Below are 16,416 nucleotides of genomic sequence, written 5' to 3'. Positions count from 1 at the left end.
CATTGGCATATCACCAATCTCATCCAAGAAAAGTGTGCCGCCGTTGGCTGCTTCAAACAGGCCAACTTTGTCTTTGTCTGCGCCCGTAAATGAACCTTTCTTATGCCCAAAAAGCTCAGACTCCAATAACTGCTCTGGAATAGCCGCACAGTTTTGAACGATCAAAGGTTGTTCTGCTCGGTTAGAGTTTTCGTGAATGTATTTCGCGATCACCTCTTTACCGGCACCAGTCTCACCACGTAACAGAACGTCGACAGGAAGAGACAGCACTTTATCAAGACGATTCAAGACATTGAGCATTTCTTCGCTCTCTGCAATCGGGCCCTGATAGGTTTTTTGGGTACGCTTTTTGAGCTGAGTGTTCTCACGCACTAGGGCTTGATTATCGGCACTGAGGCTTTTAATCACTTGCCCATATTGCTCTAACCAAACTGCTTGGCGAATATTACTTGCGGCCATGCGACAAAACTCAGTCAATGCCGCCTCATTGTCGATAACACTTAAATCGAGCAAGACCAAGAGTCCAATGGTCTTACTTTCGCTATCAATCAAAGGCCAAGCCAGTAAATTCTCGCTTTTTAGCCCTAGCGTCTGCTCAGTTTGATAGATGCTGTCACAGTCATAGCCGTTGTACTTATACAATTCGTTAATCAATACCACTTCACCATTGCGAATGGCAAAGTTAAATGGGTCGTTCTCACTAGCGGAATCAATCTGCAATGCCTCCCAAGGGTGGGAAACAATCGTTTTATCGTTATGGTGAGCGGTACTTGGAATCAACGCCTGACCAGTCTGATCCAAAACATAAATGATGCCGTGCTTTGCGAGGGTCATTTGTCTCGCCGCAGTCAACACAGCATCCAAGGTTTGGGTAAGCTGGCTGCGATCAGCCAAAGACTGACTGATCGCAAGTAGGGCGTTGCTAAGTTCGCTATGGTTAGCTGAACGCATAGGTTAGTGTTCCTTGCTCATCGACAGACACTTCGATTTGCGTATGTGAATCATCCTTGTCATGCACTAATAGCTGAGTCGAGAGCTGAGGCAGTAACTGACGGTTGATTACCGCGTCGATGTTACGCGCCCCCGTTTCAGCAAGGCGACAGTTACCTAGTACGAACTCAACTAAGCTTTCTTCGTAGCTCAGAGACAACTTGTGATGGCTCTGTAGACGCTGAGAGACTTTGTTGAGTTTGTGGTGGATAATTTCTGTCATTGCTTCATCAGACAGCGGAACAAACGGAAGCACAGACATACGTGCCAATAGCGCCGGTTTGAAGTGTTGGTTCAAAGTAGGGCGGATAGCTTCTGCGATGATGTTTGCATCGATGTCTTTTGATTGATGAACTAAAGATTCGATCTCGTGCGTCGCAAGGTTACTGGTCATGATGATCAGCGTGTTCTTGAAGTCGATGGTTCGGCCTTCGCCGTCGTTCAGCGTACCTTTGTCGAACACTTGGTAGAACAGGTTCAACACTTCTGGGTCGGCTTTTTCTACTTCATCAAGAAGTACAACAGAGTATGGACGCTGACGTACCGCTTCTGTCAGCATGCCGCCTTCACCGTAACCTACGTAACCCGGAGGTGAACCAATTAGGCGAGATACCGTGTGTTTCTCTTGGAACTCAGACATGTTGATGGTCGTCATAAAGCGCTCACCACCAAACATTTGGTCAGCGATCGCACGAGCCGTTTCGGTTTTACCCACACCACTTGGGCCAACCAGCAGGAATACGCCCGTCGGTGCATCTGGGTTTCCTAGGCCAGCTTTTGCTGTTTGGATGCCTTCAGACAGTGCATCGATAGCGTATTCTTGGCCTTTGATGCTCTGTGTTAGGCTTTCTTTCAGTTTTAGGGTGGTTTCTGCTTCGTCTTGAAGCATCTTACCCATTGGAATACCAGTCCAGTCCGAGATCACGTGGCTAACTTCATCTGGACCCACTTCAAAGTGAACCAATGGGTTGCCATTGCGGATTGCGTCTAGCTGTTCTTGGCAGGCCGAAATTGCAATGCGAACGGCTTCTTCATCCATTTCTGCATATGGAGAAACGTCTTGCTCTTGTTCTGAATCTTCGTCTGCAACAAGCTCTTCTTCATTTGTTTCGCTAAACACCAGTTCATGCAAGCGAGAGCGTAGAGCAATCATCTCTTGGATCTGCTCTTTTTCGTTGTGCCATTGTGCTTCTTGTTCTGCTAGCTCTTCTTTCGTTGCTTCCATTGCCAGTTTTAGATCTGGAATGTTAGCAAGGCTGTGCTTGTCGCCAGTTTGCTGCAGAGCATCACGCTCAAGAGCTTCTAGCTCGCGCTGTTGAGCTGCAAGTTCTTGCTGCAGAGTCTCAACAGAAGCAGGAATGGCATTCAGGCTGATGTTCACTCGTGCACACGCCGTATCTAGTACATCGATCGCTTTGTCTGGCAGTTGACGGCCAGAGATATAACGCGCAGAAAGCGCTGCTGCAGCAGTGATCGCGTCATCACGCACGTAAACATTGTGTGACTTCTCGTATGCTGGGCGCAGACCACGAATGATCAATGCTGCTTGCTCAGGAGACGGTTCGTCGAGTTTTACCAATTGGAAACGACGTGCAAGGGCAGGATCTTTCTCGAAGTACTTCTTGTATTCCGACCATGTTGTCGCAGCGATGGTTTTCACTTCGCCACGTGCTAGGGCAGGTTTTAACAAGTTTGCTGCGTCGCTGCCGCCTGCTTGGTTACCGCCACCAACAAGGGTGTGTGCTTCATCGATGAAAAGAATGATAGGGGTTGGCGAGTTTTTCACTTCATCCAATACCGCGTTTAGGCGTTTTTCGAATTCACCTTTTACGCTTGCACCTGCCTGCAGAAGACCCATGTCTAGGCCGTAAAGCTCAACACCTTTGAGGTTGTCTGGTACGTCACCTTGTACAATCTTAAGTGCCAAGCCTTCTACTACTGCGGTTTTACCAACGCCCGGTTCACCAACAGCAATAGGGTTGTTTTTACGGCGACGAGCAAGAATGTCCACAATTTGGCGGATTTCTTGGTCGCGGCAGAAAACAGGATCGATTTCGCCTTTGCGGGCTTTACCAGTGAAGTCTGTCGTGAACTTGCTCAGTGCTGAACCATCTTCACGAGCTTGTGTTTTCTCAGAAGTCGCGACTTGCGCCTCAATAGAATGGCTTGTTAGCTCTGCAAAGTTACGCTTAAGGCTGTCAGGGTTTACCGCTTCAAGGATTGAGGCGTAACCGTGTTGGCCGTAACGTAGAGGGTTGCTAACAAGAGTAAGGAGTAGGGCGCCAGAGCGGATTTGTGTTTCGGATAGATCTAAAGAAGAAACCAGCCAGCTTTCTTGTAACCATTCGATTAATAAAGCAGAAAAAACAGGTTTGCTGCCATTTCCTTTGGCGTTGGTGTCGAGTGTGGATCGAACCGATTGTCTTAATAAGTTCTCAGAACAATCAAAATGACTTAATAAGACGTCAAAATCACTATTTGGCCTTTCTAATAGACTCAGTAAATAATGCTCAATTTGAACTTCGTTTGCTTTTTCAGAGACTGCAAGTGCAGCGGCGTCTTCTAATGCCACTTTTGCAATCGGGTGTAGACGCTGAATTAATGAAGAAAGGTTTATATTTATCATAGCCATTTTATTCTTTAGAGGAAAAGAGGTAGCCGCTATTATACTAAAAGTGACTGTGCGGTTTTTTTATCAAGATATTTTGACTATCGTTTGTTGGTGATTTTAATGATGATATTAGTGTGAATATTTACCACTGATAAATATTCATTGTTATTGTGAATTAATTATTGGTTAATATGCCTAAATTGCCAGTGTTATTAACTTTATTCTGCCTTAAATATATGGTTATTTTCACTTTTTATAATCGAAACAATTTATTATTATTTGAATCCAACTTTTTGGTTTTTCATCCAATAAATTGTACTTAATAAATTGATAAATAGAGCTAGATTTTCTCTAAGTTGTTGTATTTAAAGGTTTATAAAAGTTGGCACGGAGTTTGATTATACCAAGTAGTCGCGGTGATAAGCGATTTGGTGATTTAAACAAAACAGATTTTAGAAAAGGAAATAACGATGCCAACTCCAGCATATATGTCTATCCAAGGTGAAACTCAAGGTCACATCACTAAAGATACTTACTCTGCAGATTCTGTAGGTAACACTTGGCAAGAAGCTCACGTTGATGAGTTCCTAGTACAAGAGCTAGACCACGTACTAACAGTGCCACGTGACCCACAAAGCGGTCAGCCAACAGGTCAACGTGTACACCGCCCACTTGTTGTAACTAAAGTTCAAGACCGTTCTTCTCCACTGCTATTCAACGCACTAGTATCTGGTGAAAAACTTCCTGAGTGTGTGATTCGTTTCTACCGTACTTCAGTTCAAGGTAAGCAAGAGCACTACTACTCAATCAAACTGATTGATGCGCTACTTGTAGATATCCAAACTCGCATGAACCACTGTCAAGATGCTGCAACTGCAGACCGCGTGACAGAAGAAGTTCTTAAGCTGACTTACCGTGCAATCGAAGTAACTCACGAAAACTGTGGTACAGCTGGTAACGACGACTGGCGTGCTCCACGCGAAGCATAATTGCTTTTTGCGTAAAGATTCAGGGCCAACAATTGTTGGCCCTAATTCGATTATTTGTATCAGGTAAAAGATATGGTGAATGACGTAGAATTTAAATTTGAAGTGCCAGGGTGTGGGCACGAGTTTCGAGTAGAAAGCTTTCAAGTGAATGAAGAGCTTTCGAAGCCTTTTCACATCAGTCTCTCATTACTTTCACTTGATCCAGATATCTCTTTTGATGCTCTCATTCGTAAAGCGGGCACGCTGACTCTTTATGGGCAGGGTGTCGGTGCTGCGCGCGTATTCAACGGCGTAGTAAACGAAGTTCGTTACCTAGGTACGGGGCGTCGTTTTTCTCGCTATCAATTAGTTTTGGTTCCTCAAGCTTGGTTCTTATCTCAGCGCCAAGATTGTCGCATTTTCCAACAAAAGTCAGCGCAAGATATCATCACTGAAGTGTTAGATGATGGAGCGGTTACTGATTACCGATTTGAAGTCTCGGGTACTTACCCTCCAAAAGAATACGTTCTGCAATATCGCGAATCTGACCTGCACTTCGTTCAACGAATGATGGCTGAGCACGGTATGTGGTATTACTTTGACCATACCGATTCAAACCACACCATGGTGATTGTGGATAGTAACGATGCTATCGCGCCTTTGGTGAGTTCACCAATCAATGCATCATACATCGGGCCCATTGTGTTTCACGCTGATGGCGGCGGTGTTGCCGATCGCGAGCACATCTCTGATCTAGAGCTTGTTAACCGCGTTCGAACTGGTCAGGTTACGTACACGGATTACAACTACGAGCAACCAAAGATCCCGCAAGAGATGACGCACGCGGGTGACCTTGACCAAGATTTGAAGCAGTTTGATTACCCAGGTCGTTATGTTGATCCTGCAATGGGGCAGGTAAGAACGACGGAATGGATGTCTGAGCACATTGTTGACAACCAACAAGTGGAAGCAAGCAGTGACGTAATGCGTTTGGCGTCTGGTTACAGCTTCAATATCGGCGAGCATCCTCGTTCAGAAATTAACCGTGATTACATCATGCTGTCCGTCATGCATACTGGGCAAGATCCACAAGTGCATGAAGACGAAACCAGTGGGATGCCGACTACCTACTACAACCAGTTTTCTTGTATTCCACGCGATGTAGTATTTAAAGCTCCAAAAATGGCAGCGCCACTAGTTGATGGCCCGCAAACCGCTGTTGTCGTAGGCCCAGCAGGCGAAGAGATCTACACTGATAAGCTTGGACGAATCAAAGTTCAGTTCCATTGGGACCGCTATGGCGACAATGATGAACATGCAAGTTGTTGGGTTCGTGTAAGCCAATCTATGGCGGCTCCGACTTGGGGTGCGGTTTATTTGCCACGTATTGGCCATGAAGTTGTAGTGACCTTCCTTGAAGGGGATCCAGATCGTCCGCTAGTGACAGGCGCGGTTTATAACGGCCTGCATTTCCCTCCGTACTCGTTGCCAGAAAACAAAACGCGTACCACGTTCCGTACTCAGACGCACAAAGGCACTGGTTATAACGAGCTGAGCTTTGAGGACGAAGCGAACCAAGAAGAAGTCTACATTCATGCTCAAAAAGACATGTCGACGAAAGTACTCAACAACCGTTACCGAGACATCGGTCAGGATGAGTTCTTAAAGGTAGCGCGTCATCAAACCAACGAAGTACACGGTGACCACAAGGAAACCATTGATGGTCACAAGACAACGCAAGTAAACAGCACCTTTACTGAGACAGTAGAGCAAGACGTCACTGTCACTTACAACGCCAACGAAACTCAGTATGTGAAAAACAATTCTGATTTAGAGATTGGTGATAACCGCACGACCAAGATTGGCAAGAATGATGATCTGGATGTGGGTGAAAACAGCAACTTAACCGTTGGTGCATCGAAGAGCTCAGACATTGGCGCGGACGATAACCAAACCGTTGGCGGCAACTTAACCGTATCGGTGAAAGGGAATACGTCATACAAAGCCGATGGCGCAACACAAATCATCAGTGGTGACAAGATTGTACTGAAAACCGGTGGTTCTTCATTAGTAATGAACAGTGACGGTTCAATCAAGCTCTCTGGTTCTTCAATCACCATTGAAGGTAGCGATAAAGTCGTCGTGAAAGGTGGTAACGTAGCGATTAACTAATGATGGAAAAACAACCTCTTATTACAGAAACCATCACGAATCAGCAAGCCGAAACACCGGCTTGCTTTTCGCGTTTTGGAACCATAGTCGCCATCAACGAATCAACGGGCAGTGTCCGCGTTGATTTTGATGGCAACCCATTTAACCAACCACTTACCGCAAGGTTAGGGCGTGGCTTTCGTCGCTCTGAACTGCAAATGGCTATCGATAATCGATTAAGTTGTCGAATCGAATTTCTGAACGACGACTTAAGCCTGCCTCTTGTGACGGACATTTTCTTCTCAATTCTGGATGACTCTGATGAGTTTGTACTGCGAGCGAAGAAGATGGTCATCGAGACAGAGCAAGAACTGATCGTCAGAAGTGGTGAGACAGAAACTCGTTACAGCGGGCGTGATGGCCGAATTACCACTAAAGCGAAATATGTCACTTCTCAAGCAGAGAAAGCACAAAAAATTCAAGGCGGAACGATCGCAATTAACTAGTTAGCTCGTTTTAACTCTTTATCTCGTGGTAACGAATTGACTAGCCACTCGAGTTAACTAACTGCAATCGCGTTATCGCACGCTAAAAACGGATAAGTAGATGCGACAAAGAATCGGTGTCGAGCACCTAAAGGCACCCATAACCAATCAAGAAGTCGAAGGCGCGTTAGCAAGAGCTGAGCGTGCTGTGAACGACCTTTCCCAATTACCACCAACTTGGCTGAGCTTTTGTAATGAAAAGCTGTCCATTGCTTCTGAAAGCATCGGATTTTTAATCAAGCAGCGAATTCAAATTCACAAGCGGGGCTATCCAAGTCGTGAGTTGGAGTACCTCAAACTGATTGAACGTCAAATTGAAGAGCTCAAGCAGGTGTACTTGTCGTTTTATCGATTAGCACCGGGCTTGATTCATCAATTAAGAGGCCAAGAGCCAGAAATCTACGGCTGGTTGATGCTTCAGGATGAATTGGGCTCTGAGTTGGATAATCTTTTATGTGGATTGAGTTTACTCGAGGCGTTAGATACTAAAACGGCTATGGTCATTGTCACGCAATCTCCAGTTGAACACATTGATAGCGTGATGTCTGAACTCATCGAGGGTAAGGCACAATCCAGTACGTTGTACTTTGAGTGCTTGCGTCTGCGTCAAGCTTTGAGTGTTGCGTTAATTAAACGTTGGCATAAAGCGGAAGTTATTCGTTCTAATATCGCGCTGCCTCTACTGGCATTACAAGATGTGGAAGAGGGGATTGAATGGATTAATGACAATGCGAACTCTGAACAATATCTGTTTGAACGTTTGATCACTAAACGCGACAGAGGCACCTGGTTCCGTCAGTGTTTTGGTATTGAGCCGAGTGGTTTGCCTTCTGCTCAAGTACTGACCTTCGCGAAGCTATTAGAACTCAAAGAGTTTGAAGCGTTTGATATCTCTTCGTCATTAGCCCCCGTTGATTTTGCTCTGAGTGGCGATTGGAAGTTAGTGCCAGAAATCATCGAGCACTTGGAAACTCTGGAAGAAGATGACGGTGAAACTTGGATTCAAGCTTTGTTTGTGGTTTACGGAAAGCTTCTACCCCTGACTCCGAAAGACGTTGGTGTCGAATATGAGTGGGAAGAGATCGTCGACCTGCTCAATGAATGGGTGGAAGATGAAAAACACATCCAAAATCTACCAAGTCGCTTAGGTTATGCATTGAGCTTCGAATCTACTTTAGCTGCGATGCAAGATCCTAACGTTGATGTACTGTTCCGTGATTGGTTATGGCGCCAAATCTGCATTCAATCCAGAGCGTACGTACCTTGGGATATGGCGATGCCGATACATCAGCAAGACTGGAACTTCAACAATTTAAAGGCCGCACCTTCTGCGAGCGAACGATTCAACTTAAGGAATAGCAATGCAGTTATGGGATATTGAAGCGCACCCTGAGCTATCACTTAAAGGTCGTTTTCAACGTGACGAAAACGGCGATGAAGTGTGGGTTGTGGTCGCTAAACGTACTTGGCAATTCGATGGTGCGGTTTGGCACGAATTAGGTGAAAGTGAAATCTTTGATGATCCCCAATATTTGGGCGAAGAAGGTTTCTCGGCGATGAAAGTTGACCACGAGTTTGCGTATACCAAAGACAACACAGATGTGCTTGTTTACGGCAAAGCGCGCAGTTACGCGAAAAAGCCAGTGACATACCAAGAGTGTCGCGTGTTGATTGATGGCCACATTGATAAAACCCTCGCGATTCATGGTGAACGCGTTTGGGTTGAACATGGTGGCAGTATCACGCTCAGTAAGCCTATTCCATTTATTGAAAAAGACATTGATTACACCTGTGCAATTGGCGGTGATTTACGTAACCGAGTTGGTGGTGGGGTTGCCGATTCCAACAAAGAACTGCTCGAACAGAAAGTACCCTCGGTTTTCTACCCGAGAGAAGAGTGGAGTTCTACTTCGAAAAACCTTCGCGTAGCGGGCTTTGGTCCTGTTCCTCCTTTCTTTGAATCGCGCCAAAAACTGGCGGGGACATTTGATGAGGATTGGATTGAAAACCGCAAGCCAATGCTACCGCTCGACTTTGATAAGCGTTTCTTCCAAAGCGCACCTGTTGACCAACAATGTAAGGGCTTTCTTCATGGTGGTGAGCGCTTGATGATGAGTGGTTTCTGTCATGATGACACGCTTTCATTCCGAATTCCTAAAGAGAAATATCGCGCAATTGCGACGTTCAAAGACAACAGCTACCAAGCCGATATGGCGATGTACACCTTGTTCGTGGATGCTGAAAAGAAAACCATATCAATCAGTTACACCGCTGCGTTTCCTTGTCAGGGTAAAGAGCATTTGTTGGTGTCGACATCGATCACTAAGTTGGAAGAGGTAAGTGAGCATGCATAATTCAACAGGCCGTTACGTGCTGGGGATGGAAGTGATGACACCTACTGGCATGAATCTGGATATCGCAACCAGTGTCGCAAACGCTGATTTAGCCAGATTTGATCAAGTGGTTGGTAAAGACGGCATTGAGCGTTTCACGTTTGCCAAAATCGAGTACACAAAAGAGAGCGCGTTATTTGAAAAAACGTGCGAGTTAACTGCAAATTTACTGGATTCTTTGCTTGTGCAGTTACCTCGTTCTTTGAAGCCGATTCCATTACTTATTGCTGTGCCAACGACAATTTCATTAGTGAAGATGCAAGAATGGCTTGGTGAAAGTGACTATTCTGACTTTCTTTCTGTGGTCGAAGCAGTGCATACCAGTGGGCCTAGCTTCGTGCTACAGGCTATGAAGTCTTTGGATAAATACGATGCCATGATGTGTATTAGCGTCGATTCTATGGTGGATACGATGCAAGCGCTCATCGATGATGCCATGGTTATGAGTACCAATAATCCGTGGGGCATTATTCCGAGTGAGGGAGGGGCTGGTTTAATTCTCTGTCGAAGAAATACGGTAGAAACATTGAAACTTAAACCTCAAGCGCAGCTTGGCTATATTGATACGGAATTAAATACGTCAGACCGAAGAGGCATGTTTCGCCTTGTTCAGCGTGCGAGTAAAAAGCTCGATTCATTTGGTGAAGTGTATTCCGATATGACGAATCTCCGCATGCACACGGAAGATTACGGCTTTGCATTGGGGGCCAAAGCAGAACGTTTCACCAATCCAGAACAGCCACAGCTTATCAATGAGTTATGGGGCACGATGGGCAGTAGTTCTTCACTCGCTTTGATTGGATTTACGGTTAAAAATCATCATTTTAACCAACCTGCATCGCTATTAATGTTTGATTTTAATGGTGATAAAGGGTTGCTTCAATTACTGGCGTGCTAGTACCAAACAACACGCAAAACCTTATTAAAATGCTCTCATAATCTCGGCAAGGTATTTAATCGATGAAAACAACATAACTTATGTAGTGAAAGCGTAAGTCAAAGAGTCTAATAACTTAGTAATTATAACTAAAGTAATAGCGTTACTGTTCGTTTTAAATACCAGCCTTGAAACAAGGATGTTTCAGCAAATATTATTTCGGCCTAATAATATTTGTTCGATAAAAGAGTGCAAAGTGTCTGATAAGCAGGGAGCAGCCAAAGGATATATTGATCAATTGGTTGTCAAAGCCATTGAGAAAAAGAAACAGAACGAGCAAAGGTTGGCGCAGAAAAATAAGCCAAAGCTTGAGTACGTGCTTTTTTCACAATTTGATGTTCTAGACACGCTGCCATCGAAAAATGGTAGAACTACGGTTTACCATCTCGCCAAAAAAGGCCAACCAGAAAAACAAATCTGCTGTAAAGTCGTCAACGAAGATGCGCCAGACATTGCCAATAAAATGTTGGTCAATGAGGCAAGCAGACTAGAACTTTCTCAACATCCTAGCGTTGCGGATTTCATTAAAATCGGTAACGAATTTGAACGCCCATACTTAATGTACGAGTGGATTCAAGGTGAATCACTGGCAGAAAAAATGGAGCGTCACTCCTCTAAAGGTTTCCGTCATGACCATATTGCTTGGTTAGTGTACCAACTCGCAGGTGCGCTGGAATTTATGCATACCCGAGGTATCTGCCATCTTGATATCAAACCATCAAATGTTTTGGTTAGCGAAGGCGACTACGTCAAGCTCATTGACTTTGGTGCGGCTCGCTATATTGGTGAGACAGAATCTCATGCCGAGGCAAGTTTAAGTTACGCTTCACCTCTTTATCTTGAGACAGGTACAACCGAGCCACAAGACGATGTTTATTCACTTGCATTACTGACGGGCCATTTATTTATTGGTTCGATCTTTGGTGACGCTTGGCACAAGCAATTAAAAGATCGCAAGCGTCCGGCATTAATTCCAAACCATATTTGGAAGCTGCTCAAGCAAGTGATTAATAACCCAAGAGGGCATGGCTACACTGCTATTTCATTTGCACAGCAACTTGCACGCATTGACACTCAATCTATTGATTCACAGTCGAATGCGCCAATTTTCAGCAGCTTGCGTAATGCCGACTTATTGCTGACGCATTGTAAACCGCAAGACAAAGCCGGTTACGGTCGCTTTAAAGTGCTCGAAGCCAGCTTGGTATTGAGCGTGATGGCAATTACAGGCCATTACTTATATGAACAAAACCAGCCTGAGTGGAAAACGATTGTGAAGTCGGAACCGACAATTTCACAAAACGAAACCCCGTTGGCGAGTACGATCAAACCAGCACAAACCGCTTCTTTCTTGGCTCAGCCTCCTTGGGCGATTGAGCAGGCGCTCAATGATATGGAAAAAGACGTCATGTCGACGGCACCTTATCGTGAAGCTTACCAAGTGCAGCAAATGAAACTGTCTAAGCTGTACAAAAATAATCAGGCGCAATTGACCTCTTATCAAGCTCTAGCGGATGACTTACCGAAGACGCTAGTAGATTTGCGTAAAGAGTTGGTGACGTTACGAGAAAAATTGGTCGATGATGGTGCTTTATTCCCATACGCAGACAAGACCTTAACCAAAGTGATGGCAGGTTTGAATGTCGCGTCGGTCGATTCGATGAAAATCTCTGCGGTTGCGGGAAGCAAAGACGAGCAGATTGCTAATTTAATCCTTGATGGTGAAGCTAAGTTGGCTGACGAAGAGATGAAAGCGGCTTGGTTGCTAAATCAATCGGAAGCTTACTTCTACAGCCAAGTATTGCCAAATAAAGTAATGGCAAACATCAACGAGTCTATCGAGCAGCATGCAAAAGATCACTACTACACCAAAGCCATTGAAGAGGCGAAGGCCGCTAAGACTTATTTTGGTAACACGCCGGCGCTGAACAAAAAGGTCAAGGATCTGATTGTTGCTCGTAGCGAATACATTCTATTTAGCACTGTGACTGAACAGTCAGTGTTTGATAAGCAAAAATTACACGATTCATTGGCTGACCTTGAGCGAAACGCACCGAAGAAGTTTAGTGAGATTACCGATCTGCTTGAGAGCATGGCAACGGATTCTATCGATAAAAGTCATCAACTTTCTCGCCCTGCACGTGGTGCAATCGCCGTTGAGCGCGCTCTGAGAGATTATCTAGCAGAGGGGAGAGGCTAATGTCTGTTATCGATATCGAACGCTTATTGGCCCCTATCTCTGATGCAACGCCAGTGGGTGAAGATGCTCGCTACGAGTTTTGCTACGAGATGATGGAATCTGAAGTAAAGAAATTCGGTTCCTTATTTGGTGAAACGGTCGATTGGGGCGTCGTAAAAACGCATGCGACTGAAGTGCTAGAGCACCACAGCAAAGACTTAAAAGCCATTTGTTACCTTGTACGCGCGTTAACGGAAGAGTTTGGTCTTCAAGGTTTTGAGCAAGGTCTAAAGCTGCTTAGTGAGGCGTTAAGTCGCTTTGGTGTTGAACTGTATCCTTCGCGAAAGCGGGGCAGAGATGGCGCGGTCGAATGGCTGAACCATCAGTTCAAATTGGTAAGCGGTAAGTTAGCAGAAAGTGCCCAGTCATGGGAGCTGGTTTCAAGCTGCATTTCGACCATTGAAGAGGTTCAGCGACAGTTCGACGATGTTTACCAAGACTCAGAAGCGGATTTCTTTGAGATTCGCACTCAGCTCAACGTCTTATCTCAACAAGCTGCGGCTGATGACCAAATCGATGACGCATCGGTCACTGTTGAACAGGCAATATCTACGCCAACTGCACAGCCTGCCGCAGTAGAAAAGCCGGCACAGAGCGAAGTGCAAACCGCTCCAGAAAAGACGGTTACGCCGGCCCCTAAACCTGCACCAGTTAAGAAAGCGGTAGCAAAAGAAGTGGATGTCGATACGGACTTCTCTTCACCGACGGCTTCTAAGCGCACCTTGAAGAAGGTTGCAGAAGTCATGCTTCATGCAAATCCAAGTGATCCGCTGGCTTACCGAATTTATCGTCATCTGACTTGGGATGATATTGATGGTCTCCCAGATCACCAAAACAATCAAACGCCATTGAGCTTGGCGGTGTCTTCCGATCAACAAGCGGAATACCGAGACAAAGCCAATCAAGAAAGCGACATCGACACCATTAAGCGTTTGGAGCGCACATTAACGGATGCGCCGTTTTGGCTGACAGGTCATTACTTCGTGTATTCGATGCTCATTAATTTGGGCTTCGACGATGCAGCGACGGCTGTGAAACAAGAAGTGCAGCGTTTTGTTGATTCGCTAGAGGGCATCGAGCACCTCTCATTTAAGAATTCTTTACCATTTGCAGATGAAGCGACCTTGAGCTGGTTATCGACTCAGGATGCAACTTCTTCGACGTCTCAATCCGTTGTTCAAACGGTTGTTATTTCGCAAGAAGATTCGCTGCCGATGGAGGATATCACTCTAGAAAACCTAGGGGAATATGCCGCAGAACTTGCCCGCAAACTCGAGCTGGATAGCTCGGGACGTGGTCAGTTTATGCTGTATTTACAATTGATAGCAGCTTACCAGTCTGTTGGATTATACCCGTTGTGTCTGCCTTATCTTGAGAAGGGTTGGGAAGTACAAAAAGCGTTTAATCTCGCGAGCTGGGAACCCCACTTATCGTCACAGTTAGAAGACCTGATTCGAAAAACACTCCATCAGTTATTCAGAAGTAAGGATCTTTTGCCTGAGAAGTATGAAGAGTGGAAAGCAATTTATGACTAATTAAAGAGTTAAATAAGGAACTAATTATGTCACGTGACGGCTCGGTGGCTCCTAAAGAGCGAATTAATATCCGTTATGTTCCAGCAACTGGTGATACGCAAGACGACGTAGAGCTGCCGCTGAGCATGATGGTAGTTGGCGACTTTACTGCACGTGCAGATGAGACGCCAATCGAAGAACGTACTCCAATCAATATCGATAAAGACAACTTTAACGAAGTGCTAGAAGGCATGTCTCCAAACGTTAAAGTGAATGTTGAAAACCGTCTTTCTGAAGAAGAAGGTGGTCAAATCGGCGTTGATCTAACGTTCCAAAACATGAAGGACTTCTCTCCTGAAGCAATTGCGAAAAGCGTACCTGAGCTAAACAGCTTGCTTGAACTTCGCGAAGCCTTGGTTGCACTGAAAGGTCCTCTAGGAAACGTTCCTGCGTTCCGTAAGAAGATCGCATCGGTTCTTCAAGACGAAGAAGCGAGAAAGAAACTGTTGGATGAACTAAGCATTGGCGCCGACCAAGAAGCGAAAGAAGAGTAAGGGATATCATGTCTGCAGAAGCACAAGCGCCAGAACAAGAAGCAGCCTTAGTTGAATCAGGCTCACTTCTGGATAGCATTCTTAATGAAACTCGTTTAAAGCCAAGTGATGAAGGTTTTGACGTTGCAAAACGCGGCGTAGAAGCATTCATCAGTGAGCTACTAAGCAGCTCGAACACAGAGAAAGTAGACCAATCTTTGGTTGATCTGATGATCTCTGAAATCGACCAAAAACTGTCGAACCAGGTTGATGCGATTCTTCACAGCGAAGAAGTTCAAGCGGTTGAATCAACGTGGCGTGGTCTTAAGTACCTTGTTGACCACACTGACTTCCGTGAGAACATTCAAATTGAATTGATCTCAGCGAAGAAAGACGAAGTTCTTGATGACTTCGAAGACGCACCAGAAGTGGTGAAGTCTGGTCTTTACAAGCAGATCTACACACGTGAATACGGCCAATTCGGTGGTAAACCTGTTGGTGCAGTAATCTGTGATTTTGACATGTCAGCATCAACGCCTGATATCAAATTGATGGAATACATGGCGAACGTGGGCGCAATGTCTCACGCGCCGTTCATCACGTCTGCATCGGCTAAATTCTTTGGCCTAGACAGCTACGAAGAGCTACCAAACCTAAAAGACCTTAAGTCTGTATTCGAAGGTCCACAGTACGCGAAATGGCGTGGTCTGCGTGAGCACGAAGATGCGCGTTACCTAGGTCTATGTACGTCTCGCTTCATGCTACGTACACCTTACTCTGTAGAAGATAACCCAATTAAGGCGTTTGACTACGATGAGAAGGTAACAGACAGCCACGACAACTACCTATGGGGCAACTCAGCGTACGCGATGGCATCTAAGATCAGTGAGTCATTCGCTAAATACCGCTGGTGTCCGAACATCATTGGTCCTCAAAGTGGTGGTGCGGTTCAAGATCTACCGGTATACAACTTTGAAGCAATGGGTCAAATCGAAACTAAGATCCCAACAGAGATCCTTGTTTCTGACCGTCGTGAATACGAACTAGCAGAAGAGGGCTTCATTGCTCTAACCATGCGTAAGGGTTCTGACAACGCGGCGTTCTTCTCTGCAAACTCTGTTCAAAAACCAAAAGTGTTTGCGAACACGCCAGAAGGCAAACAAGCAGAGATGAACTACAAGCTAGGTACTCAGCTTCCTTACATGTTCATCATCAACCGTCTGGCGCACTACATCAAAGTGCTACAGCGTGAGCAAATCGGTTCTTGGAAAGAGCGTTCTGACCTAGAAATCGAACTGAACAAGTGGATCCGTCAATACGTTTCTGACCAGGAGAATCCGCCAGCGGAAGTTCGTGGTCGCCGTCCACTTCGCGCTGCGAAGGTAGAGGTATCAGACGTAGAAGGCGATCCAGGTTGGTACAAAGTATCGATGTCTGTACGTCCTCACTTCAAGTACATGGGCGCAAGCTTCGACTTGTCTCTAGTTGGTAAACTAGACCAATAACCCATTACTGAAACCATCAAGCAGCCAGTC

12 protein-coding genes are annotated in these 16,416 nt (G+C 45.4%); 10 read left to right on the top strand and 2 right to left on the bottom strand.

The features are described 5' to 3' along the window. Together KIT90_RS23275 and tssH are read right to left on the bottom strand one after the other, a co-directional pair. On the bottom strand, positions 1-951 hold a 951-nt coding region (locus tag KIT90_RS23275; RefSeq protein WP_285378979.1), incomplete at its 3' end, for a sigma 54-interacting transcriptional regulator. Then, complete coding sequence (tssH, locus tag KIT90_RS23270; protein WP_285378985.1) at positions 938-3,616, bottom strand: type VI secretion system ATPase TssH; 2,679 nt, start codon at positions 3,614-3,616, stop codon at positions 938-940. The genes KIT90_RS23275 and tssH, both read right to left, overlap by 14 nt. A gap of 455 nt (positions 3,617-4,071) precedes the next feature. Between tssH and KIT90_RS23265 the strand changes: the two genes are divergently transcribed. The 10 genes from KIT90_RS23265 to tssC all read left to right on the top strand — a co-directional run bounded on the left by KIT90_RS23265 (position 4,072) and on the right by tssC (position 16,386). Continuing rightward, positions 4,072-4,590, top strand: coding sequence for an Hcp family type VI secretion system effector (locus KIT90_RS23265; protein WP_009705234.1), 519 nt, complete (start codon positions 4,072-4,074; stop codon positions 4,588-4,590). A 72-nt stretch (positions 4,591-4,662) separates the two neighbouring features. After that, entirely contained in the window at positions 4,663-6,741 is a 2,079-nt protein-coding gene (gene tssI / locus KIT90_RS23260) for a type VI secretion system tip protein VgrG (protein WP_285378976.1), read from the top strand. Next, positions 6,741-7,226 (top strand): hypothetical protein, encoded by a 486-nt coding sequence (locus tag KIT90_RS23255; RefSeq protein WP_041052772.1) that lies wholly within the window; start codon positions 6,741-6,743, stop codon positions 7,224-7,226. Before tssI ends, KIT90_RS23255 begins: the two co-directional genes overlap by 1 nt. Before the next feature lie 100 nt (positions 7,227-7,326). After that, positions 7,327-8,646, top strand: a complete 1,320-nt coding sequence (locus tag KIT90_RS23250) for a hypothetical protein (protein ID WP_285378974.1) — start codon at positions 7,327-7,329, stop codon at positions 8,644-8,646. Then, positions 8,627-9,619: a DUF2169 domain-containing protein gene (locus KIT90_RS23245; protein WP_285378972.1), complete on the top strand. Its 993-nt coding sequence runs from the start codon at positions 8,627-8,629 to the stop codon at positions 9,617-9,619. Before KIT90_RS23250 ends, KIT90_RS23245 begins: the two co-directional genes overlap by 20 nt. Continuing rightward, positions 9,612-10,556 carry a hypothetical protein gene (locus KIT90_RS23240; RefSeq protein WP_171371453.1) on the top strand — a complete coding sequence of 315 codons (945 nt, stop codon included), beginning with the start codon at positions 9,612-9,614 and terminating at the stop codon, positions 10,554-10,556. The genes KIT90_RS23245 and KIT90_RS23240 overlap by 8 nt, the downstream gene beginning before the upstream one ends. A 235-nt stretch (positions 10,557-10,791) precedes the next feature. After that, positions 10,792-12,795, top strand: coding sequence for a protein kinase (locus KIT90_RS23235; protein WP_039841275.1), 2,004 nt, complete (start codon positions 10,792-10,794; stop codon positions 12,793-12,795). Next, positions 12,795-14,369: a type VI secretion system protein TssA gene (gene tssA / locus KIT90_RS23230; RefSeq protein WP_285378969.1), complete on the top strand. Its 1,575-nt coding sequence runs from the start codon at positions 12,795-12,797 to the stop codon at positions 14,367-14,369. Before KIT90_RS23235 ends, tssA begins: the two co-directional genes overlap by 1 nt. 26 nt (positions 14,370-14,395) lie before the next feature. Continuing rightward, complete coding sequence (gene tssB, locus KIT90_RS23225; protein WP_005437995.1) at positions 14,396-14,902, top strand: type VI secretion system contractile sheath small subunit; 507 nt, start codon at positions 14,396-14,398, stop codon at positions 14,900-14,902. A gap of 8 nt (positions 14,903-14,910) precedes the next feature. Next, positions 14,911-16,386 carry a type VI secretion system contractile sheath large subunit gene (gene tssC, locus KIT90_RS23220; protein ID WP_005437988.1) on the top strand — a complete coding sequence of 492 codons (1,476 nt, stop codon included), beginning with the start codon at positions 14,911-14,913 and terminating at the stop codon, positions 16,384-16,386. Positions 16,387-16,416 lie beyond the last annotated feature (30 nt).

It is taken from the genome of Vibrio sp. B172a (genome assembly GCF_030248355.1).
In the GTDB taxonomy this organism is placed as follows: Bacteria; Pseudomonadota; Gammaproteobacteria; order Enterobacterales; family Vibrionaceae; genus Vibrio; species Vibrio owensii.
Note: the sequence above shows the minus strand (reverse complement) of the source record. Positions and strands in the feature narration are given on the sequence as shown.

Bases quoted from the DNA above. Each gene is read 5' to 3' on its own strand.
- KIT90_RS23265 (WP_009705234.1), top strand. From the start codon at position 4,072: ATGCCAACTCCAGCATATATGTCTATCCAAGGTGAAACTCAAGGTCAC.
- KIT90_RS23250 (WP_285378974.1), top strand. From the start codon at position 7,327: ATGCGACAAAGAATCGGTGTCGAGCACCTAAAGGCACCCATAACCAAT.
- tssA (WP_285378969.1), top strand. From the start codon at position 12,795: ATGTCTGTTATCGATATCGAACGCTTATTGGCCCCTATCTCTGATGCA.
- KIT90_RS23245 (WP_285378972.1), top strand. From the start codon at position 8,627: ATGCAGTTATGGGATATTGAAGCGCACCCTGAGCTATCACTTAAAGGT.
- tssH (WP_285378985.1), bottom strand. From the start codon at position 3,616: ATGATAAATATAAACCTTTCTTCATTAATTCAGCGTCTACACCCGATT.
- KIT90_RS23240 (WP_171371453.1), top strand. From the start codon at position 9,612: ATGCATAATTCAACAGGCCGTTACGTGCTGGGGATGGAAGTGATGACA.
- tssB (WP_005437995.1), top strand. From the start codon at position 14,396: ATGTCACGTGACGGCTCGGTGGCTCCTAAAGAGCGAATTAATATCCGT.
- KIT90_RS23255 (WP_041052772.1), top strand. From the start codon at position 6,741: ATGATGGAAAAACAACCTCTTATTACAGAAACCATCACGAATCAGCAA.
- tssC (WP_005437988.1), top strand. From the start codon at position 14,911: ATGTCTGCAGAAGCACAAGCGCCAGAACAAGAAGCAGCCTTAGTTGAA.
- tssI (WP_285378976.1), top strand. From the start codon at position 4,663: ATGGTGAATGACGTAGAATTTAAATTTGAAGTGCCAGGGTGTGGGCAC.